The organism is Rhodanobacter sp. C01 (genome assembly GCF_002001045.1).
In the GTDB taxonomy this organism is placed as follows: Bacteria; Pseudomonadota; Gammaproteobacteria; order Xanthomonadales; family Rhodanobacteraceae; genus Rhodanobacter.
The window spans coordinates 87,893-110,075 of sequence record NZ_MUNR01000010.1 but is presented as its reverse complement, the minus strand read 5'-3'; the positions used below and the strand labels follow the sequence as shown (position 1 = coordinate 110,075).

General features: G+C 57.8%; 17 protein-coding genes and 1 tRNA gene. 17 read left to right on the top strand and 1 reads right to left on the bottom strand.

From position 1 onward, the window contains the following. Positions 1-27 precede the first annotated feature (27 nt). From B0E50_RS08010 to B0E50_RS07935, 17 genes are all read left to right on the top strand, one after another. Positions 28-1,926, top strand: coding sequence for a M61 family metallopeptidase (locus B0E50_RS08010; RefSeq protein ID WP_077440889.1), 1,899 nt, complete (start codon positions 28-30; stop codon positions 1,924-1,926). Between the two features lie 244 nt (positions 1,927-2,170). After that, a tRNA-Arg gene (locus B0E50_RS08005) sits at positions 2,171-2,247 on the top strand. A 691-nt stretch (positions 2,248-2,938) separates the two neighbouring features. Further along, positions 2,939-3,994, top strand: a complete 1,056-nt coding sequence (locus tag B0E50_RS08000; RefSeq protein WP_217343253.1) for an NAD-dependent epimerase/dehydratase family protein — start codon at positions 2,939-2,941, stop codon at positions 3,992-3,994. 230 nt (positions 3,995-4,224) lie between these two features. Further along, positions 4,225-5,124, top strand: a complete 900-nt coding sequence (locus tag B0E50_RS07995; protein WP_343124518.1) for an ABC transporter permease — start codon at positions 4,225-4,227, stop codon at positions 5,122-5,124. 114 nt (positions 5,125-5,238) lie between these two features. Then, positions 5,239-6,627, top strand: a complete 1,389-nt coding sequence (locus B0E50_RS07990; RefSeq protein ID WP_077440667.1) for an ABC transporter ATP-binding protein — start codon at positions 5,239-5,241, stop codon at positions 6,625-6,627. Between the two features lie 21 nt (positions 6,628-6,648). Beyond that, positions 6,649-7,773: a DegT/DnrJ/EryC1/StrS family aminotransferase gene (locus tag B0E50_RS07985; protein WP_077440887.1), complete on the top strand. Its 1,125-nt coding sequence runs from the start codon at positions 6,649-6,651 to the stop codon at positions 7,771-7,773. Further along, positions 7,770-8,528 carry a WbqC family protein gene (locus B0E50_RS07980; RefSeq protein WP_077440666.1) on the top strand — a complete coding sequence of 253 codons (759 nt, stop codon included), beginning with the start codon at positions 7,770-7,772 and terminating at the stop codon, positions 8,526-8,528. The genes B0E50_RS07985 and B0E50_RS07980 overlap by 4 nt, the downstream gene beginning before the upstream one ends. Further along, complete coding sequence (locus B0E50_RS18170) at positions 8,525-8,692, top strand: hypothetical protein (RefSeq protein ID WP_168170845.1); 168 nt, start codon at positions 8,525-8,527, stop codon at positions 8,690-8,692. The genes B0E50_RS07980 and B0E50_RS18170 overlap by 4 nt, the downstream gene beginning before the upstream one ends. Next, positions 8,689-9,381, top strand: a complete 693-nt coding sequence (locus tag B0E50_RS07975) for a class I SAM-dependent methyltransferase (RefSeq protein ID WP_077440665.1) — start codon at positions 8,689-8,691, stop codon at positions 9,379-9,381. The genes B0E50_RS18170 and B0E50_RS07975 overlap by 4 nt, the downstream gene beginning before the upstream one ends. A gap of 57 nt (positions 9,382-9,438) precedes the next feature. Then, positions 9,439-10,752: a glycosyltransferase gene (locus B0E50_RS07970; protein WP_077440664.1), complete on the top strand. Its 1,314-nt coding sequence runs from the start codon at positions 9,439-9,441 to the stop codon at positions 10,750-10,752. A 27-nt stretch (positions 10,753-10,779) separates the two neighbouring features. After that, positions 10,780-12,048, top strand: a complete 1,269-nt coding sequence (locus tag B0E50_RS07965) for a glycosyltransferase (protein ID WP_168170844.1) — start codon at positions 10,780-10,782, stop codon at positions 12,046-12,048. Between the two features lie 190 nt (positions 12,049-12,238). After that, entirely contained in the window at positions 12,239-13,000 is a 762-nt protein-coding gene (locus tag B0E50_RS07960; RefSeq protein ID WP_168170843.1) for a WbqC family protein, read from the top strand. Positions 13,001-13,093: 93 nt separating this feature from the next. Further along, entirely contained in the window at positions 13,094-17,650 is a 4,557-nt protein-coding gene (locus B0E50_RS07955) for a rhamnan synthesis F family protein (protein WP_077440661.1), read from the top strand. 58 nt (positions 17,651-17,708) lie between these two features. After that, on the top strand, positions 17,709-18,563 hold the full coding sequence (locus tag B0E50_RS07950) for a class I SAM-dependent methyltransferase (protein ID WP_168170842.1): 855 nt from the start codon (positions 17,709-17,711) through the stop codon (positions 18,561-18,563). Positions 18,564-18,678: 115 nt separating this feature from the next. Next, on the top strand, positions 18,679-19,248 hold the full coding sequence (locus B0E50_RS17955) for a hypothetical protein (protein WP_139350797.1): 570 nt from the start codon (positions 18,679-18,681) through the stop codon (positions 19,246-19,248). Between the two features lie 58 nt (positions 19,249-19,306). Beyond that, positions 19,307-19,831, top strand: a complete 525-nt coding sequence (locus B0E50_RS07940) for a hypothetical protein (RefSeq protein ID WP_139350796.1) — start codon at positions 19,307-19,309, stop codon at positions 19,829-19,831. Next, positions 19,828-21,387 carry a hypothetical protein gene (locus B0E50_RS07935; protein WP_077440657.1) on the top strand — a complete coding sequence of 520 codons (1,560 nt, stop codon included), beginning with the start codon at positions 19,828-19,830 and terminating at the stop codon, positions 21,385-21,387. The genes B0E50_RS07940 and B0E50_RS07935 overlap by 4 nt, the downstream gene beginning before the upstream one ends. Before the next feature lie 106 nt (positions 21,388-21,493). Here B0E50_RS07935 and B0E50_RS07930 read toward each other — a convergent pair whose 3' ends face one another. After that, the gene (locus B0E50_RS07930; protein ID WP_077440656.1) at positions 21,494-22,102 is read right to left on the bottom strand and encodes a hypothetical protein; all 609 of its coding nucleotides are present in this window, start codon (positions 22,100-22,102) and stop codon (positions 21,494-21,496) included. Positions 22,103-22,183 lie beyond the last annotated feature (81 nt).

Below are 22,183 nucleotides of genomic sequence, written 5' to 3'. Positions count from 1 at the left end.
GATACCCATCTTCGCCGGAGAATGCATTTGAAAGTCACCCGCCTCGCTTCCGCCCTTGCCGTTGCCGCCTTCGGGCTGGCCAGTTTCACCGCGCTGGCGGATGTCCCTGCACCGCAGAATGTGCCCTATCAGGGCACTCTGAAGATCAATGTGGATGCCACCGACCTGGCCCACCGCATCTTCCGCGTGCACGAGACGGTGCCGGCCGCCGCGGGCCCGCTCACCCTGCTGTATCCGCAGTGGATTCCCGGCAACCACTCTCCGACCGGTCCGATCGACAAGATGGCCGGCCTGGTGGTGAAGGCGAACGGGCAGGTGTTGCCGTGGACGCGTGATCCGCTCGATGTCTATGCCTTCCACGTCGATGTGCCGCAGGGTGCGACCAGTGTGGACGTGACCTTCCAGTTCCTGTCGCCGCAGGACCAGCGCCAGGGGCGCGTGGTGATGACGCCGGAGATGCTCAACCTGCAATGGAACGCGGTGACCGTGTATCCGGCCGGTTACTACGCCCGCCAGATCAATACCGAGCCCAGCGCGACCCTGCCCGCCGGCTGGCAGGCCGGCACCGCGCTGGAGGTCGCCTCGAAGGACGGCGACACGCTGAACTTCAAGCCGATCAATTACGATGACCTGGTCGATTCGCCGATCTACGCCGGCAAGTATTTCAAGCGTGTGGATCTGGATCCGGGTGCCTCGGCGCCGGTGCACATGGACATCGTCGCCGATGACGCAAAGTATCTGGATATCAAGCCGGAGCAGGTCAAGCTGTTCCAGAATCTGGTCCAGCAGATGTACAAGATGTATGGCGCACACCACTACGACCACTACGACTTCCTGGTCTCGCTCAGCGACAAGATGAGCGGCAATGGTCTGGAGCACCACCGCTCCAGCGAGGACGGCACCGGTGCCGACTTCTTCACCGAGTGGAAGAAGAACGCGATGAGTCGCGACCTGTTCTCGCACGAATTCAACCATTCATGGGACGGCAAGTACCGCCGCGGCGCGGACCTGGCCACACCCAACTACAACGTGCCGATGAGCGACACCCTGCTATGGGTATACGAGGGCCAGACCCAGTTCTGGGGCCAGGTGATGGCGGCGCGTTCTGGTTTGTGGGATGCCGACCAGACCCGCGACATGCTCGCCCTGGTCGCCGCCACCTACGACAAGGGTCGTCCGGGCTTGGCCAGTTTCCGCAACGTGCAGGACACCACCAATGATCCGATCATCGCCCAGCGCGCGCCGCTGCCGTACCGCAATTACCAGGGCAGCGAGGACTACTATTCGGCTGGCCAGATGATCTGGCTCGACGTCGACGGCAAGTTGCGTGAGCTTTCCGCTGGCAGGAAGAGCATCGACGATTTCGGTAAGGCATTCTTCGGCGTCAATCCCGGAAAGTGGGACGTCGACACCTACACCTTCGAGGATGTGGTGAAAACGCTCAACGACATCGCGCCGTACGACTGGGCGAAATACCTGCGCACGCGGCTGGACGGTCACGGCCCGCTGACCGGTGGTCTCGAGTCGCATGGCTGGACGCTGGTCTACAACGACAAGCCGTCCGACGCCGTGAAGGCGTTCGAGGCACGGCGCCACTTTGCCGATCTCACCTATTCACTTGGTCTCTCGATCGGCAAGGGCGGCAGCATCAACGACGTGCTGTGGGACGGTCCGGCGTTCAAGGCAGGCATCTCGCCGGGCATGACCGTGATCGCCGTCAACGGCCACGACTATGACGCCGACGGGCTCAAGGACGCCGTCACTGCCGCCGCAAAAGACCGGAGCCAGGCGGTCGAACTGCTGGTGAAGAATTTCGACGAGTACAAGACCGTGCGCATCGACTACCACGACGGCCTGAAGTATCCGCACCTGGTGCGCGATACCAGCAAGCCCGACACTCTGGCTGACCTGCTCAAGGCACGTTGAGGCAAGCTTCGAGACGCAAATTGCGGGAGTGGCTTCAGTCGCGACGCTTCATGACCTGCGGCGATTCGCAGGGAATGTGTATCCCGACCGAGGCCACTCTGTCTTGGCTGGCTGCGACCATTCTGCCGCCAGCAGCAGGCTCGGCGGCCCTCATTGCTCATCCACGCCCTACGGCAACTCGGCTATACTTTGCTCCCCCGTGGTGCAGGCCTCCAGCCATTTGTTGCCACGCGCGGCCATACATGCGCCCGTAGCTCAGCTGGATAGAGTACTGCCCTCCGAAGGCAGGGGTCGTGGGTTCGAATCCCGCCGGGCGCACCATTCTTCTTGTGACAGTTCTGTGCCCCTCCTAGCACAGAACACTCTCTTCGCATCCGCCTCGAACTTCGCTTCCGCCCCCGAACCTTCCCTGCCTGCTTCGGACAAACCGAAAGAATCCGCGGCGGTGACGGCCCGCTGGGCAAGCCAGCGGGCGATGGTCGCACCTCTGCAAGCGTTGAGAGACTGCTCGGCTTCAGTAGCTCGGTTGGTGGTTGAAACCCGGATGTCTGATGTCATCGGTACCATCAATCCTGCCGAGATGCGGGCACACCGAACAGTACTTTGACGGCCTGATTTCCATCGGGTTCCGAATTCAAGAGCAACCCGACGACCTCTCATGTCGCGTGTGCCGATTTGTGCGAAAGCGACACCCAGATACAGGGCGTCGTGCCCAATTCAGGCGAAAGGTGCCCAGAAACGACAGGTCAGGGATATCGCAAGTTCATGCGACGTGGCGCAGTCACGCTGATGTGATATACATCACATTATTGAGGTGCCGTGGCTACATGGCATGTCAATTGCTAAGTAGATCACAGATTCATCTGAGGTTTGTGTAGTGCGGGGGCAGCGATGGACTCGGAACTCCGGTCTTGACCCCACTCTGCCGAATTGTGGTCGCGCACAAGATGGTCATGGTTCTCCATTTGACCCACATCTGTCGCGATGTTGTTTGCATCAGGGGGCTGTAAGAGTGAACAAACTGGTAAGAGGCGGGGCTAACCTGCCCAAGCGATACCTTGTCCTGGGTGGGATGGGATTCATCGGTTCACATCTTGTGGATGGTCTGCTTGCAGCGGGTCACATAGTGCGCTGCTTTGATCACCCTCGTGCCTTGCCCATCGACTGGCCACACCGGTCTTCTCCCAATTTCGAATTGTTCGCCGGGGAATTCCTCAACGATGAAGACGTCAGGGCCGCCATGGCGGACTGCGATGTCTGTTTCCATTTGATCTCGACCACAACGCCGGCTCCTTCCAATGCCAATCCTGTTGCTGACATCGAAAGCAACCTGGCGGGCACGCTTCGCATGCTTGAACACGCGGTCAAAGCCGGCGTTCAAAAGGTCGTGTTTGCCTCATCGGGCGGGACCGTATACGGCATCCCGGGGGCAGCTACTCTCAGGGAAACGGATTCCACCGATCCCATATGCTCGTACGGCATCGGCAAGCTGGCCATAGAGAAGTACCTTCACCTCTTCCACCGATTGCACGGGCTCGATTACGCGATCCTGCGCCTCGCCAATCCGTTCGGCGAACGCCAGCGCACGCGCAGCAGCCAGGGTGCCGTGGCCGTGTTCCTGGACAAGGCCCTGAAAGGGGAGCCCATCGAGATCTGGGGTGACGGCACAACCGTTCGTGACTATATCTACGTCGAGGACGTGGTCAGTGCCCTGATCTCGGCGGCCGGCCACCAGGGTACGGAGCGTATCTTCAATATCGGCATGGGCTACGGATTGAGCTTGAATCAGGTGATCGATGCCATCGAACGGGTTTGCGGTGCGCCCGTTTCACGCAAATATCTGCCCGCCAGGGCATTCGATGTGCCGCGCAATGTGTTGGACATCGAACGGGCCAGCCGATCGCTGAACTGGAGTCCCCAGATCAGTTTCGAGCAGGGCCTTGCACGTTTCGCCGACTGGTTGCGTCAGACCATCGAGAGCCCGGCTGGCAATGGCAAGGTTTTCGCTTTCAATACTCCTGGCATACGTGAACAATTGCCGGTGATGGCTATCGCTGCAAGCGCCTGATGGCGGCATCCGCACTGTCAGGGAAATCCTGACGGACCGCCAACCGTCTGTCCCGGACAGGCGGAAGAACTTCCCGGAAAGCGGATTCCGTGGCCACCCTCGATGACACGTTCGTCCACGCAAACACCAAGCCGGTGCTGGCATGATCGCCCGCATTTCATAGCAATACGAATTCCCATGCCTTCCGATAGACACTCATTGAACGCCACCCCAGGCCAGCATGAGCATTCATGCTCATCATCGCTGTGGCGCCGCTGTTTCGTCGACCACCGATCGGGCGGCTCCCGGAACAACGCAAAGCAGATCGCCTGATGTCAAATTTCGCCGTATCCCCCAGAGATGTCGTCAGCAGCATCTGGGACAACCGCCGATTGCTCCGCGCCATGATCCGGCGCGAAGTGCTCGGCCGCTATCGCGGGTCGTTCATGGGCATCTTGTGGTCCTTCTTCAATCCGCTGCTGCTGCTGGTGACCTATACCTTCGTCTTCAGTGTGGTCTTCAAGGCGCGCTGGGACGCTGGCAACGAATCCAAGACACAGTTCGCCATCGTGCTGTTTGCCGGGCTCACCGTATTCAACCTGTTTGCCGAATGTATCAATCGCGCTCCGGGGCTGATCCTTCCCAACACCAACTACGTCAAGAAAGTGGTTTTCCCACTGGAAATACTGCCTTGTGTCATCGTCGGATCCGCTTTGTTCCACGCCATGATCGGCCTGGGCGTGTGGCTGTTGGCCTATCTGGTCCTGTTTGGCCTGCCGCCGCTGACCGCGCTGCTGCTGCCGCTGGTCATCGTACCCTTCATCCTGCTCATACTTGGATTGAGCTGGATGCTGGCGTCACTGGGGGTCTACCTGCGTGACGTTTCGCAGTTCATCGGCATCGCCACCACGGTGCTGATGTTCCTGTCCCCGATCTTCTACCCCGTCACGGCGCTGCCGGCGGCTTACCGGCATCTGCTGCAGTTCAATCCGGTCACCCTTCCTGTCGAGATGACGCGCGACCTGCTGATATGGGGAAGGCTGCCCGATCTTCTGCCGCTCGCGATCTACACGGTCCTGTCGGTTTTTGTTGCGTGGATCGGCTTTGCTTGGTTCCAGAAGACCAAGGGAGGATTCGCGGATGTCCTCTGAGGCTGATCGGGCATGCCGCTTGCTTGACGAATATGAAATCTGGCCGCGCTGCTCGAAGCCACGCAGTGGAACGATCCTCAACAACAAGATTATTCAGGTGAACGGCCTTCCGGCATGAATGACATAGCAATCCAGGTCAGCAATCTCAGCAAATGCTTTCAGATCTACGACAAGCCCAGCGACCGGCTCAAGCAATATGTCGTTCCGAAGCTCTACCGCCCCTTGCATCGGGTGAGCAAGGCGTTCCCCGCGATCAATGTTTCCACGCCGATGTTTTACCGGGAATTCTGGGCACTCAGGGACACCTCGTTCGAAGTAAGGAAAGGCGAGACCGTCGGCATCTTGGGTCGCAACGGATCCGGCAAGTCCACCTTGCTCCAGCTCATTTGCGGCACGCTCCAGGCTACCAGCGGCACAGTGGAAACGCATGGTCGCATCGCTGCCCTGCTCGAGCTTGGCAGCGGGTTCAATCCGGAGTTCACCGGCCGCGAAAATGTCCACATGAACGGCGCGATACTCGGGCTGAGCGAGGATGAGATCAATGCTCGCTTCGACGACATTGCGGCATTCGCCGATATCGGCCAGTTCATGGAGCAGCCGGTCAAGACCTACTCCAGCGGCATGTATTTGCGCCTTGCCTTTGCTGTGAACATCCTGTCGACACCGCAGATCATGGTGGTGGACGAGGCGCTCGCCGTAGGCGACATGGCCTTCCAGGCGAAGTGCATGACCGCGCTTTCCAGGCTGCAGGACAGCGGCACCACTGTGCTTTTCGTGAGTCATGACCTGGGGGCCCTGAAGGGACTGTGCTCGCGCGGGATCTATCTCGAGCATGGAGCCATCGTGGAGATCGGACCGGCCAGTGAGGTCGCCGAACACTACAACCGCCGCATGCGGGAAGAAATGAACGCCGCATGTGCGTCAGCCAGTTCATCGGCCAGCACCGAGATGGCCGTGGCGGCCTCTGCGGGCGAACCGGCGCTGGGCAGCATGGTCGAATTCAAGGCCGGCAAGGAATTCGAGAGCAGAGTGTCCTGTTTCCGCTACGGTGACGGTGGCGCGAAGATCAGATTCGCCGAGCTGCTTGATGAAGATGGCAACCCGATCGACGAGGTTGGGTTCAACCAGGCAATCCAGATAAGGATTCACTTCGAGGCATCCACTAACGAGAACCTCGTTTCCGTCAACTACTACGTCCTGGATGACAAGAAAATTTACATCCTCGGCGCCGATGTCGCGCTTGCCGATGCCGATGTCTTGAACATCAGGAGCGGCGACAGGTACATCGTCACCTACAAGACCCGCCTGCCTCTTCATGAAGGCAATTTCAGCATCCAGCTCGAGATCACCAGCCCGCTCATCAAGGATCAGTCAGCCCGATTCCTGGACGTGATCGATGATGCCATCGTATTCAGGATGTTGCGCCGCGAAGGCAGTCGTCTTTGGGCAAAGGCCTTCGTCGACAATGAAGTCGACATCAAATGCCTGCCGCATGGGCGGTGATCGACGATGACCGGAGATCCGATGAATCACGGCAAGCCCATCTATGTGACGCAGCCTGTCCTGCCACCATTGGAACAGTTCCTTCCGTATCTCGAGAAAATCTGGGCAAGCAAGATCCTGACTAACGCAGGACCTTTCCATGAACAGTTCGAAGATGCCCTGTGCCGGTACCTTGGCGTTGAACAGGTTTCGCTGTTCACCAATTGCACGATCGGGCTCATCACCGCGCTGCAGGCGCTGAACATCCAGGGGGAAGTCATCACTACCCCCTATTCGTTCGTGGCGACTGCGCACGCGTTGCTATGGAATCGGCTCACGCCCAAGTTCGTGGACATCGACCCCCAGACACTGAACATCGACCCGCGGCAGATCGAGGCCGCCATCACGCCATCGACGACAGCCATCCTGGCCGTCCACTGCTACGGCCATCCCTGCGACGTGCATGCCATCGAGCGCATCGCACGCAAGCACGGGCTACGGGTGATCTATGACGCGGCACATGCCTTCGGCGTGGAACTGGCCGGTCGCAGCGTGCTCGAACACGGAGACCTGTCCATCCTCAGTTTTCATGCGACGAAGGTGTTCAACACCTTCGAGGGTGGAGCGATCGTCTCGCCTGATGCAGGCATGAAGCGCCATCTCGACCATCTCAAGAACTTCGGGTTTGTTGACGAGGTCACCGTGGTGACGGCTGGCATCAACGGGAAGATGAGTGAGTTCAATGCCGCCCTGGGGCTGCTGCAGCTTCAGGGCGTGGATGCGGCCATCGAGCGCAGGCGGCAGATTGACCATCGATACCGCGAAGGGCTGCGCGGTATCGATGGTATCGACTGTGTGGGGCCGAGCGGCGAATCCCGGCCAAACCATGCGTACTTCCCGATCCTGGTGCGGCCGCATTTCCCGCGGGCGCGCGATGCACTCTACCAATCGCTGCTGGACAACGGAGTGATCGCGCGCCGCTACTTTTATCCCCTGATCAGCAGCTTCGGAATGTACTCGCAGATGGCATCGGCGCAGCCCGAGAACCTGCCACAGGCCACGCAGGTGGCCTCCCAGGTCATTTGCCTGCCCATCTATCCTGCGCTGGAAGACGATCAGGTGGATCGCGTCATCGAGCTGATCGCCATGGCAGGCCAGTCACGATGAAGCGTTTGGCGGGCATGCAGCCCTACTTTTTCCCCTACCTCGGCTACTGGCAGCTGATCGCCGCGGTGGACTATTTCGTGCTGTTCGACGAAGCGCAGTACATCAACCGGGGCTGGATCAACCGCAATCGCATCCTCAAGCAGGGCGGCAGCTGGCAGTACATCCAGGTCCCGGTCGCGAGACATCCACTCGATACGGCGATCCGCGACGTGAACATCGCGCCGCTGCCAGGCTGGAAAACAAAAATCGTCAATCAGCTCGCGCACTACAGGACCAAGGCGCCGCACTTCGGTGAAACGATGGAGCTCGTCGAATCCTTGCTCTTCGGCGGCCAGGAGCAGGGCATCAGTACGCTGAACTGCCGCATCGTGCGGGCGTTATGCGAGGCACTGTCGATTCGCAGCGAGATCGTTGTCTCGTCGGATTGCGAATTCGACTACAGCACAGTAACCGAATCCGGCGATTATGCGCTGGTACATGCGCTGCACATGGGGGCAACCGAAGTCATCAACCCGGCCAACGGCATCCACCTCCTGGATGAGGAGAAGCTCAAGCGCAACGGCATCGCGCTCAGCGCCTTGCTGCCACCGCGCCTGGCCTACCCGCAGGTCGCTGGGTCATTCGAGCCGTCGCTGTCGATCATCGATGTGATGATGTTCAACGGGCTAGCCGAGACGAGCAAATTGCTGTCGGCACGAACCATCGTGCCGGCGGGACAGTCGGTGGAGCCGGTTGGCCAGCTGGATCGCACATGAGCGACCGTGGCGCGATCCGTGCAACGTCCGTTCAGTCACGCAGCATGGCAGAACTGGCGTTGTCGGATTTCGGCGCTCGTTTCCCGCTCCACTCCACAAGTATCAATCGAGCCGTACCGCTCCGCCGCGCGGCGATGGCCAAGACCAAGGAAATCGTGCCATGAGCAACTACTGGAAAGATCTCTACGACACCAATGCGGACAAGTTCACCGACTCCCCGCTTAAGCAGGTGGGTCGGACGATCAACGGCGCCGAAGAGGGGGCGAGCCAGATCGAGTTGACGATCGAAACGGTGAGGCAGGTACTCCGCCTCGATGAAACGGATCGAGTCGTAGACCTATGCTGCGGCAACGGGTTGATTACAGAGGTCATTGCATCGGGAGTCGCAAGCGTGATCGGAGTCGACTTTTCGGAGAAGTTGATCGAACACGCAAGACGCCGTGGCGTTGCCAGCAACGTCCAATATCTCACCAGGGACGTCTCGGCACTGGAGCCTTCGTTCTTTGCTGAAGCAAACAAGGTCTGCATGCTCGTCTCGGTGCAGCATCTCAACTCCAGCGAAGTCTCTCGCCTGCTTCGGACTCTGGCGGAATCACCGAGTATCGAGGCAGTCTTCATTGCAAGCGTTCCCGATGCCGACAGGTTGAGTGCCTTCTACGACGATGAGAGGAAGATGGCGTATTACCTGGAACGTGAAGCCGAAGGGAGGCCGCACATGGGTACCTGGTGGTCACAACAACAGATACAAGCACTGGTCGAGGAAGTTGGATTGCGCGTGAGATTTTTGGCTCAGCACACCGGTCTCACGAGCGCCTATTACCGCTACGACTGTCTGATTGAGCGGCCGGGCTGAAAGATCAGTTGATGCTTAAGATCATTGCTATTCCGCCGAAATTATTTAATTGAACACATGCAATCAGTGATTGAAATTCGGGAGCGCATGGAAATGCCTCGGGTGTCGGTAATCCTTACATCTTACAATCACGCAAAATATCTGCGTGAAGCGATTGATAGTGTCTTGAACCAGAGCTACTCCGACTTCGAGTTGATTATCCTGGATGACATCTCCACGGATGATTCCTGGGAGTTGATCGATGGCTATTCGGACACAAGAATCAAAGCCATTCGCAGCCGGTCAAATGGAGAAATCAATCTCCTGACGAACCAAGTGGTGGCCGATATCGCAGAAGGGGAGTACATCGCCATCCATCATTCGGATGACGTCTGGGAGCTGGACAAGCTGAGCAAGCAAGTGGCTTGTCTTGATCGGAATCCCGGTGTTGGTGCGGTTTTTACCGATGCGTCAGCCATCGGCGAGAATGGGGTTCTGCTGAGCGATTCGTCCAATCCTTACTTCCACATATTCAATCAGTTTGACAGGCCGCGCCATGAATGGCTGCGATTCTATTTTCTCCGGAACTGGGCGCTGTGCGATCCGAGTGCCTTGATCCGAAAATCATGCTTTATGGAATGCGGCTCATATAAGGCATGGTTCTGGCAGATCAACGATTTCGATTTGTGGGTGAGGCTGTTGCTGAGGCACGACATCCGCGTGTTGCCGGAAAGGCTTGTCCGCTTTCGGGTTCGGGAAAATGAGGCCAACAGAAGCGGCAACCGCAGGGACAGTCGCGTACGCAGTACCTACGAATATTTCAAGCTTCTGGAAAATTATCGCGACATCCCAAGTTTCGTCGATGTGTGCGCCATCTTCCCGGAGGCGCAAAAGTACGATCGCGGTACGCAAACGGATCTGCTGTTCGCCCTTGGCCTTACGGCGCTTGAAGTGTTGACGCTGCCGTTTGCGAAGCTCTTTGCACTCGATCTACTGCGGGAGGCGATCAGCGATCCGATCAGAAGCGCCGCGATCAAGTCGGCTTACGGTTTTGGCATCAAGGACTTGGTTAGGTTGACCGGCGAGCACGACGTGTTCTCGCTCGAGGAAGTTGCGGAGTTGAGACATGGCGTAGTGGCACGGGACCAACGGATTCTCGAGATTCACGACGCCCTGACCGAATGCGAGGCCCAGATCGTCAACCTGACGAAGGGTGAGGCCGAACGTGACGAGCTGATTCTCAGCCTTGACAGCCAACTTTCGGAGTGCGCGGCCAGGGTTGAAATTCTCACGCAGGAACTATCCGAGCGGGATCGGTCGATTTTGGCCGTCCGGCGCGACATTGCCGCGCGCAACGATCCTGAACGGCAAAAAATTCCGGACAAGTCGTGAGGTCGCATTGAAATGCCTCGGGTATCCGTGATCCTCACATCGTTCAATCACGCAAAGTATTTGCGCGAAGCGATCGATAGCGTGCTGAACCAGAGTTATTCCGATTTGGAGTTGATCATCCTTGATGACGTGTCCATGGATGATTCCTGGGCGGTGATCAATGACTATTCGGATGCCAGAGTCAGGGCAATCCGCAGCCGGGCGAATGGAGAAATCAATCTTCTGGCAAAGCATGTCGTGACTGGCGTCGCTGCCGGTGAGTTCATTGCGATTCACCATTCAGATGACGTCTGGGAGCTCGACAAGCTTGCCAAGCAGGTAGCCCACCTTGACCAGCACCCCGAGGTCGGCGCGGTTTTCACCAGTGCCTGTGCCATAGGGGAGGATGGATTGCCATTCGGTGATTCATCCCATTTCTATTTCAGCGCCTTCGACCAGCCGAACAGGTCGCGCCAGGAATGGTTGCGCTATTTCTTCAATCATGACAACGCGTTGTGCAACCCAAGCGTGCTGATCAGAAAGTCATGCTATGGCGAATGTGGCTCTTACAACAAAGCGTGGCTCTGGCAGTTCGATGATTTCGACATGTGGTTACGACTGCTGATGAGGCATGACATCCACGTGATGCCGGAGAAACTTGTCCGCTTCCGTGTTCGTGACAATGAAGCCAACACAAGCGGCTATCGCAGGGACAGCCGGATACGCAGCGCCTACGAATATCTTGAGCTCCTCGAAAATTATCGTGACATTCTGAGCTTCGACGATCTGTGCGCAATCTTCCCCGAGGCGAAAGCATACGATCGCGGAGACGATAGCGATCTGCCGTTTACACTGGGCATGGTGGCGCTCGAGTTGGCGTTGCCGCCGTATGCAAAGCTCTTTGCGTTGCAGCTTCTGCAGGAGGCGATCAGCGATCCGGTCAGGAGCGTTGCGATCAAATCGGCTTACGGTTTTGGCATCAGGGATTTCGTGCGGTTGACCGGCGAGCACGACGTGTTCTCACTCGAGGATGTCGCAGAGTTGAGGCATGGCGTGGTGGCACGCGACCGACGGATTCTCGACATTGACGGTGCTGTTTCTGAGCGGAGGTCCCAGATTGCCAACCTGACCAGGGGCGCAGTCGAGCGTGACGAGCTGATCCTGAGCCTCGACAGTCGACTTTCGGAATGCAAGGCCAGGATTGCCTCTCTCACGCAGGAGCTGGCTGAGCGGGACAAATCAATCTCGATTGTCCAGAGCGACGTTGCTGCGCATGCTGATCGGATCATCGGGCTCGACCAGGAGTCGTCGAAGTGAGTCGCTCTGGCTGCCATTCTTCGTGCTTGCATCGCCGTACGCGATGGTCGGGGTGTACCCCGCGATGGCCCTGTGGCGTGCCGGCATCGGCGCGAAGAATCGCCAAGGCAGTCAACTTGTCGATCCGGCCTGTGTTGCGCGGCGGAGCGATCAGCCGCGGTGCGGAGTTGATCGTTCCAGTGGAGCGGGCATGATGAAGCGCGTAGCTGTCATGCAGCCCTATTTTTTCCCCTACCTCGGCTACTGGCAGCTGATTGCCGCGGTGGACTGCTTCGTGCTGTTCGATGAAGTGCAGTACATCAACCGGGGCTGGATCAATCGCAATCGCATCCTCAAGCCGGGCGGCGGGTGGCAATACATCCAGGTGCCGGTCGCCAGGCATCCGCAAACCGCGGCGATCCGTGACGTGAATATCGCGCCGCTGCCGGGTTGGAAGGCCAGGATCGTCAACCAGCTCGCGCACTACAGGGCCAAGGCGCCCCACTTCGATGAAACGACGGAGCTTGTAGAGTCCGCACTGTTTGGTGGGCAGGAGCAGGGCATTGGTGAGCTGAATCGCCGCATCGTGCGGATGCTGTGCGAGGCACTGTCGATCCGCTGCGAGATCGTCACCTCGTCGGACTTCGAATTTGACTACAGCGCGGTTACCGAATCCGGCGATCGCCTGCTGGCGATTGCCCTGCAGCTCAAGGCCGCGGAACTCATCAATCCCGTCAACGGCATCTCGCTCCTGGATCCGGACAAGTTTTCCCGCTGCGGCGTCAGCATCGGTGCGCTGCAGCCACCCGCCATCGCCTATCCGCAAGCCAGAGACCGATTCGAGCCTTCGCTGTCGATCATTGATGTAATGATGTTCAATGGAATAGCTGGGGCGAGCAAGTTGCTGTCGGAACGGGCCATCGTGACCGTGGCGCAATCAATGGAGTCGGCCGGTCGGAGCGCACATGAGTGACCGAGAGGCCATGGAGCGTCCGACCTTTCAGCCATTAGCTACCTTGGAAATGTCGTGCGACAACATCGCGACTGAACGATATCAGGTAACAAGATGCCCAGAGTTTCCGTCATTCTCACTTCCTACAATCACGCAAAGTTCATTTGCGAATCGATTGAGAGCGTACTCGCCCAGACGTTCTCCGATTTCGAGTTGCTCATTCTCGATGACGGCTCCATCGATAACTCATGGGAGCTGATAAACCAATACGATGATCCGAGGATCAAGGCTTTTCGCAGCGGCGGCGCAGGCGAAGTCATCCAGCGCATCAATGCGGCCATCGCGGAAATTGCGCATGGCGAATACATCGCCATCCATCATTCGGATGATGTCTGGGAGCACGACAAGCTTGCAAAGCAGGTGGCCTGTCTTGACCGAAATCCCGACGTGGGCGTGGTGTTTACCCGGGTGCTTGCGATCAACGAGAGCAGCATCCCACTCACGGACAGCGCACATTACTACTTCGGCATCTTCGACCAGCCCAATCGGTCGCGACATGAATGGTTGAGGTTTTTCTACGATCATGGCAATGCACTTTGCCATCCAAGCGCCCTGATTCGAACGAAATGTTTCCGGACTTGCGGGCTTTATCGCCTGTCGCTCAAGCAGGTCGATGACTTCGATATGTGGATGCGCATACTGATGCGCCATGACATCCGTGTGCTGAGTGAAAGGCTCACTCGCTTTCGCGTGCGCGACAACGACACCAATGTCAGCGGCAATAACCGTAGCAACCGGATTCGCGGTATCTACGAGCAACACAGGATTCTCGAAAACTACAGGGAAATTGCTGATTTCGAGGAGCTACGGGCCATATTTCCCGAGGCTGCAGAATATTACCGTGGGCCTGACACCGATCTGTTGTTTTCGCTGGGCCGATCCGCGCTTGATGCCGCAACGCACCCGTTTGCGCAGCTGTTCGCCCTGAACCTCATCCTCGAAGCCATGTCCGATCCGGTGCGATGCGCGCGCATCGAGAAAGTCCATGAGTTCGACATGAACGACTTCTTCGACCTGACGGGTCGATACGATGTGTTTTCGAGCGAAGAAGTCGCGCGTCTCGGCCACGCCCTGTCGGAATGCGAGAGCCAGGTCGCCAACCTTGAACGTGGCGCATCGGAACGGGATGCCGTGATCCTCGACATCCACAAGTCGCTTTCCCAGCGCGAAGAGCAGCTTGCCCGTCTCGAACACGATGTATCGGAGCGTGAGGCATCGCTCCTTGGCATCCGCCAAACTCTGGCCGAGCGTGAGCAGCGTATTGCCAACCTTGATCGTGGCGTGGTCGAGCGGGATGCGTTGATTCTGCACACGCATCAGGCCTTGTCCGAACGTGAAGCCCTGATTGGCAACCTCACGCAGGGCGTGGCCGAACGGGACGCGCTGATTCTCGGTATCCATCATGCCTTGTCCGAGCGTGACGGCCGGATTGCCCATCTCGAGCAGGGCGTAGTCGAGCGGGATGGGATGCTACTGCGTAATCATCAGGTGCTGTCCGAGCGCGACAGCCGGATTACCCATCTCGAACAAGGCACGGCCGAGCGTGATGCGTTGATCCTGGGCATTCACCGCGACGTGTCCGAACGCGATAGCCGGATCGCCAACCTCGAACAAGGCGCCGCCGAGCGTGATGCATTGATTCTCGGCATTCACCATGACTTGTCCGAACGCGATAGCCAGATCGCCAACCTCGAACAAGGCACGGCCGAGCGTGATGCATTGATTCTCGGCATTCACCATGACCTGTCCGAGCGTGACAGACGAATCGCCCATCTCGAACAAGGTATGGCCGAGCGTGACGCACAGATCCTCGGCATTCGCCATGAGCTGTCCGAGCGCGACAGCCGGGTGGCAAATCTTGAGCAGGCCGCCACTGAATACGTAGGGACGATCCATGCGCTGACTGCTTCCACCTCGTGGAAACTGACCAGGCCATGGAGATTCGCCGGGCGACTGGCACGTGGCGACTTCGCAGGGGCATTTGCAGCATTCAGGCGTTCAAGCGGGCCTCATACGACGCCGATGCTGCAATCGATCCAGTCAGGTGCAGCAAGCGGCATCGAACCCGCTGCCGTCGATCACTCCCGAAACTTTGCGAACCTGCCTGAGGCGGAGACGGTCTCGCTTGAAGCCTTGCACGAGGATTTGTCGTCGCCGATGCATGACGAAGTCGCGACATGCGCTGACGTCCTCCAAGGCCCAACGGGGCTCGATCCGGAAGCGCTGCACGTCGCTGGAAGGGAACATTCGTCCGACCCGGATTTTGACGAAGCGTTTTACCTGGAGACCTACCCGGATATTCGTGAAGCCGGGATGGATCCGTACCAGCATTTCGTCAACCATGGCAGGGCGGAGGGTCGTATTGGCAACAGGGCAAAACTGATACTTCAGCGCGGTGCGGTTCCGTTGGATGCGACGAGGAAGACGGTTCTTGTCGTGAGCCATGAAGCATCGCGGACCGGCGCTCCGATCCTGAGCCTCAACATAGCCGGAGAACTGCGGAAGAGGTTCAATGTCGTTGCCCTCATGCTTGGCGACGGTCCCCTGATACCCGCTTTCTGCGAAGCCGTTTCCGTGGTGGTTGGCCCGGTCTCCGTCAAGACTTCCCTGAAGGACGCCGATCGGGTGACCGCGGATCTGTGCGCACGCCACAAGTTCGAATTCGCCATCGTCAACAGCATCGAATCGCGCGTCGTGCTCAGGGGATTGACGAAATCGTCGGTCCCGGCTGTCAGCCTGATCCATGAGTTCGCAGCCTATACAAGGCCGAGGGATGCATTCCGCTTCGCCATGCACTGGTCGATGGATGTCGTGTTCTCCGCCCGCATAACGCACGAGAATGCCCTGTCCGAATATCCGGAGCTGGCAGACCACAGTTCCCACATTCTTCCGCAGGGGCGCTGCGCCACGCTGGCTACCGAGATCGGTCCAGAAGCCCGGGCGGCAGAAAGGGAACAAGTCTTGCGTCATCTTCGCCCGCGGGGCGAGGACGACAAAGACACTATCGTCATCATCGGCGCAGGGTTCGTGCACTACCGGAAAGGCGTGGACCTTTTCCTCGAAAGCGCTGCCCGGGTGATCAGATCCCCAGGCGGCGAGCATTGCAGATTCGTCTGGGTAGGCAATGGCTACGATCCGATGCATGACATGGGTTATTCCGTCTATCTGGCCGAGCAAGTACGCAGGGCCGGCCTGGAACGGCAATTCACGTTCATGCCCGAAACGGCCGTCATTGATGATGTCTACGCAGCGGCCGATATCCTGATGCTGAGCTCGCGACTGGACCCTTTGCCCAACGTGGCCATCGACGCCATGTCGCACGGACTCCCCGTGGTGTGTTTCGACCGGGCGACAGGCATCGTCGATGCGCTGGCCAAAAGCGGGCTTTCCGATGCGTGCGTGGCACCTTATCTCGACACCGCTGCCATGGCTGAGCTGGTCCTGGAGCTTGCCCGCTCGGAATCACGCAGGAGACAGATAGGTACCCGGTTGCGACAGGCGGTACAGGAGCAGTTCGACATGGGGCGGTATGTCGCCCGACTTGAAGAGCTCGCCGTGAATGCGAAACGTCGCCTGGCCAGCGAGAGCGAGTCTGCTGAAAGCATTCTGGAGTCAAACCTGCTGCGGCAGGACTTCTTCCTGCGCACGCTGGATGAGCACGCTTCGGCGGACGAAGTCATCCGGTACGGCTACGTCCGATCCTGGGCCAGCGGCATCGACAAGAGAAAGCCCTTCCCGGGATTCCATCCGGAAATCTATCTGGAACACATGGATGGAGAAGGGACGCGCCTGGATCCCTTGGCCCATTACCTGTGCGCCGGGCAGCCGGACGGCCCCTGGAAGTTCGAGGTGATCAGCTCGCGGGACGCGGTGGCTGAAGTTCAATCGAAGACTCGCATCGGGCTTCATCTGCATGCCTACTATCCGGATCTGCTCGACAAGATATTTGCCCGCCTGGGCGCGAATGAAGTCCACCCGGACCTGTTCATCAGTGTTTGCGATGAGGCCGCCGCCGCCGTCGCTCGCTCGAGCGCATCGGGTTACGCGGGATCACTGGTCGACGTCCGGGTGGTGCCGAATGCAGGGCGTGACCTTGGACCTTTCCTGACTGCCTTCGGCAGCACATTCGCGGAGCACTACGACATCATCGGGCACCTGCACACCAAGAAATCGACTGATATCGCAGATGAGGCGACAGGACGAATCTGGTTCGATTTCCTGCTCGAAAATCTGTTGGGCGGCAGCGTGCCGATGGCTGACATCATCCTCGGCCGGATGGCTGCCGACCCTGCGATCGGCATCGTGTTTCCCGAGGATCCCCACGTGGTCGGCTGGGGTGCGAACAGGCCTCATGCCGAGCTCCTGGCTGCGCGACTGGATTTGCCCGCGCTGCCGGAAAATCCGGTATTCCCGGTGGGGTCGATGTTCTGGGCTAGGACGAAAGCCATCCGCCCTCTCTTCGATCTTGGCCTTGGCTGGCAGGACTATCCGATCGAACCGCTTCCCTACGATGGTTCGATGTTGCATGCCATGGAGAGGATGTTGCCATTGGTTGCCGCGAAGCAATCGGGCCGGGTGGTAGTGACAAACGTGGCGGGCGTAACCCGATAAACCTTGGTCTTTACGCCATTCAATGGGGAAAACGATGCAGACGGATTCGACAAGCGCGATGACCAACTACGGCCTGGGTTGCAGGCTACCAGCAGAAGATTGGGCGAAACTCAACCGCCATGGCGCATTCCAGGATCCATCGCTGGGCATCCATACTGGCCCATTTCCTCCGATGGAGTTGATGTACAACACGACAGGCTTGCGAAGCCAGGCTGATTTCGCATCTCACGGTGCGGACTTCTGGCTCGCACTTTCGGGTGCCTCGCCCAAGCCACTGAGCGATTTTGCCAGTGTCCTGGATTTTGGCTGTGGCTGTGGACGCCTGGCGCGCATGTTCAAGGGGCATCAGGGCTATATCGCCGGCTGTGACATCGACCACCGGCATGTGGAATGGTGCGCTTCGGCGATTGATTACTTTGATGCAAAACTATCCAGGGTCAAGCCGCCCATCCCGTTCGCAACGGATGAGTTCGAGGCTGTCATTTCCATCTCGATCTTCAGCCATCTGAATGAGTCAGGGCAGGATGAATTTCTGCAGGAGCTTGCCCGCGTCTGCAAGCCTGAAGGGTTGTTGTTCCTGACCATCCACGGTCAGCGGGCCATGACCCGAGCGCTCTCCGAGCAAAGAATCAGGGACCTGCTGGAGATGTCCAACGAGCTGTTTGAAGAAGCAAGGCGGAAATTCGAACGCGATGAGTTGGCTTTTGTCTTGCAGCAGGGGCACCTGACGACAATGAACAACGGGGCGACGGCGACGGGCAAGGCGATTTCGGATCCGTATGAATACGGGATCACCTTCATGTCCGAGGCCTATGTCCGCAAACATTGGGCTCAGTGGTTCGAGATCATCGATTACCGTGCCGGTGGAATCCATGATTTCCAGGACATCGTGGTTCTGCGTCCACGGAAATGAATGGAAGGTCGATGTAGCGAATAGTTGCATCCATTAGGGTTGCCAGTCGTGTCGCAGCAGACTCGAAAGTCAGCCCGCAGATGGAAGAATTCATCTACTCAGAGCAGGTATAACAATGTCCAACCCAAAAAATACAGCGCTGCTAGCTACTCTCGCCATTCTGATCAGCGGATGCGGGCCATCAGGCAAGCCTGCGGATCAATCGGATGCAAAACAGCCCGTTTCATCTGCTTCGTCTGGTGCCCATACAGCGATTTCGGAGACGAGGCCGCAACCGATGGCGACCGGCGAATTGAGCGTTCCGCTGATCGCCACGGCAGTCAGTTGCAACATAGAAGGCTTGGGCAATGCACCCTTTGCCATTGCGCCACTTAACCCGACAACTCCGGTTACAACCATCAGCGGCTGGGTGCTCTCCGAGGTGTCCAGGAAATCTGGAGTGCCCGCACAACTGCGATTTGTAAATGAAGCCGGGAATGATGGCTGGAAGATGCCGGTCGACGGCTGGATTCCTCGACCGGATGTCATCACCACCATGCATGGCGTCGACTCCGGGAATGTCGGTTTCATGCAGAAGGTGGATCTGGGAACATTGCCGCGTGGCCAGTACCACGTCATCGTGACATTCCAGGACGCAGGGAAGAGCTATTCGTGCGATAAGCAGCGCTTGATAAATATCTTGTGATTCACATGCCACATGTGGCTCAAGCGGATTTGATCAAAGACATGGGCATGGGGGCATTGTGTCAAAGCATATCGGCAGATTTCTGATTCTGTCACAGGTCATCATCGTTGCCGGGTGCAACAGGAATCCATATGTTCCGTTGCCGCCACTTCCCATTCCGTCTTCGCTCGACGCCATGTCACCACAAGATATCCGCGAATCGTCGAAACCTGTTTCGGCGAGTTGCAGCATTGACATGATCGACCAGACTTTCTTCAAGGGTCACCCGATCAGGCTGATGGACAAGGATTTTGTTGTGAGTGGATGGGTGCTTCCCGAAACTACGCACGAAGTAGTCAAAAGTGCAGAGCTTCGCTTCACGAGAGAGGATCAAACCGCGGGCTGGCAAGTCGAAATCAATCACTGGATATCCCGAGAGGATGTACTTAAGGCAATGAAAGCCGAGGGGGCTGGTGATGTCGGCTTTGCGAAATATGTGGACGTCAGCCATCTCTCCAGCGGCAACTATCGTCTGTCGCTGGCTTTCGCGAGTGGCGGCGTCAATTACACATGTGACCACCATGAAATGGTGGCTCTGCCATGAATCGAAAAATCTCCGGGAGCGCTGAACCCTACGAAATTTCCCGGATGCTTCCCGGGTTGCTGCTGTTGATCTACGGCCTTGGCATGCTCGGGTATCTGACAGTGATCAGCTGGTCGGCACCCATCCTGGACATGTTTGCATTCCGGCAGACCCAGACAGCGCTATCGATCTACTGGATACAGAAGGGCGGTCCGTTGATCGCCTATCAAACCCCGGTCGCTGGATTCCCGTGGTCCATTCCATTCGAATTTCCGATCTATCAGTGGTTGGCTGCACTTCTTGCCGGCCTCAGTCGGCTGTCCATCGATCAATCTGGACGCATCATTGGAATCGCCTTCTTTCTTGGCGCAGTAGCGACCCTTTACAGGATCGTTGCAAGGCTTAGCTCTGGACGCGCACTTCCCCTGGCATGTGCCGGAGCATTTGTTGCCTGTCCTCTGGCCATTTTCTGGGCCCGTTCGGTGATGATCGAGTCCACCGTCTTGTTTTTTTCACTTGCATTCATCTTGGGAATTACGCAATACCATGCAACCGGAAAAAAGAGATTTGTCTTCACAAGTACCATTTTTGCAATTTGTGCTGCACTGGTAAAAATAACAACATTTTATTGCTTTGCAATCATTCTTGCGATGGGATTACTTGCTGTCTTGGTGAGGAATTTATCGACACCAAGCCGGAAACAAGCTCTGCGCACCATTCTGGCAGCTGGCTTTGCGGTTGTAGTTTCCTTGGTCATACTAATGGCTTGGGTTAAATATGCAGATGGCTTGAAGCAACAGTCATTAATTGGCAGTCAACTGACATCATCAGCCATTTCGGGGTTTAATTTTGGAACGCTGGCACAGCGTTTCGATATCCAATCTTGGTTATCAATCATGTTTGGCAGAGCCATATATCAAATACTAGGCTCGGTATGGATGCTGCTTGCGGCCGTATGCATCCTCGCCATGAACGCCAGATATCGAGTGGCATGCGTACTTTTGCTGCTTGGCTACGTTGCCCCATTTCTTACATTTACGAATCTTCACTATATACATAGCTATTATCAGTTTGCGAATTTTGCATTCCTGACGACACTGGTCGGGCTTGCCATTGGCTCACTGACAAACAAGGGATCTGCGGGAACAGTTGTCGCCAGCTTTGCGGCGGTTGCCGTTGCGCTCATGTCTTGGCATGTGCTTAAGACGTATTTCGTGCCAACCATTAGGGCAGATCAGAGTCGTAGCCGCACGATCGAACTTGCCCGCTTTATCCGCAAGCATACAAAGGAAGATCAGGACCTGCTTATTTTCGGCATGGACTGGTCGTCGGAGCTGCCCTATTACGCAACTCGCAAAGCGGTTGCGGTTCCCGATTGGCTAGCAGACGAGAATCTGGAGCGCGTGCTCAATGCTCAACAATCCTTCGGATCAGATGGCGTGGGGGCGTTAATCGTGTGCCCCAACTCATTCGAATTGAAGGAAGCTTCAATTCGAAGCCTGTACGACGCGATCATCACGAAATACTCATACGGTCGGTCGGTTCAGGCTGTTGGTGGTTGCCTGGTCCACTTCTGAAGAAGAAACTCCGTGGATTGTTTGGATCGGCGAGCGATCCACACCGTACCTTTCACAGCAAAAAGGCGCCCTGTGTGGCGCCTCTTGTTTCAATGGCTCGTAGCGATCAGGGCTTGCCGATTTCAAAGTCCTGCGTGGCTACCGGCTTGCCGTCGAGCGAGATCTCGAGCTTGTACTTGCCTTCCGGCCACAGGTCCGGGTTCTGCACCATGAAGGTGGTGACGGCGGGGCCATCGGTGGCGATCGCCTGGCTGATGCTGCTGATCAGCTGGCCTTGGCCTTCCAGGTAACTCCATTTTGCGTTGATAGTGGCGCCGCTACTGCGGCCGGCGGTGGCGACGCTGGCGTAGATGGTCTTGTCGTTGGTGGCGAAGCGACGGCTTGCCTGAGTCACCTGGTGCTCGGCATTGACCGCATTGCCGAGTGTCACGCTGGCCACGCTGAGAGCGGCGTCTGCAGTTGCGGCTGGCGGGGCAGCTGAAGTGGCCGGTACAGCGACATGGGTCGTCGTGCTGACGGTGGCTGGCGTGGTCGCCGCGGTGACGGCCTTGGTGATGCTGGCCGTGGCGGGTTTGGCCACCGTCGCTGCGGTTTTTGTCGCGGCTGGCTGGCTGACTGGCGCCGGCGCCGGCGCCGGGTGTTTGCTGCAGGCGCCGAGCAGCAAGGCGGCAAGACACGTGCCATGCAGTGCGGCTGAGCGTGCGGAACGTGTCATGCGGAAACTCCACTGGCGAGTACTGCAGCGTTTTTCGGGCGCCTTGGTCAGGATACCGAGGCTAGCCCCGTGGATATGAAG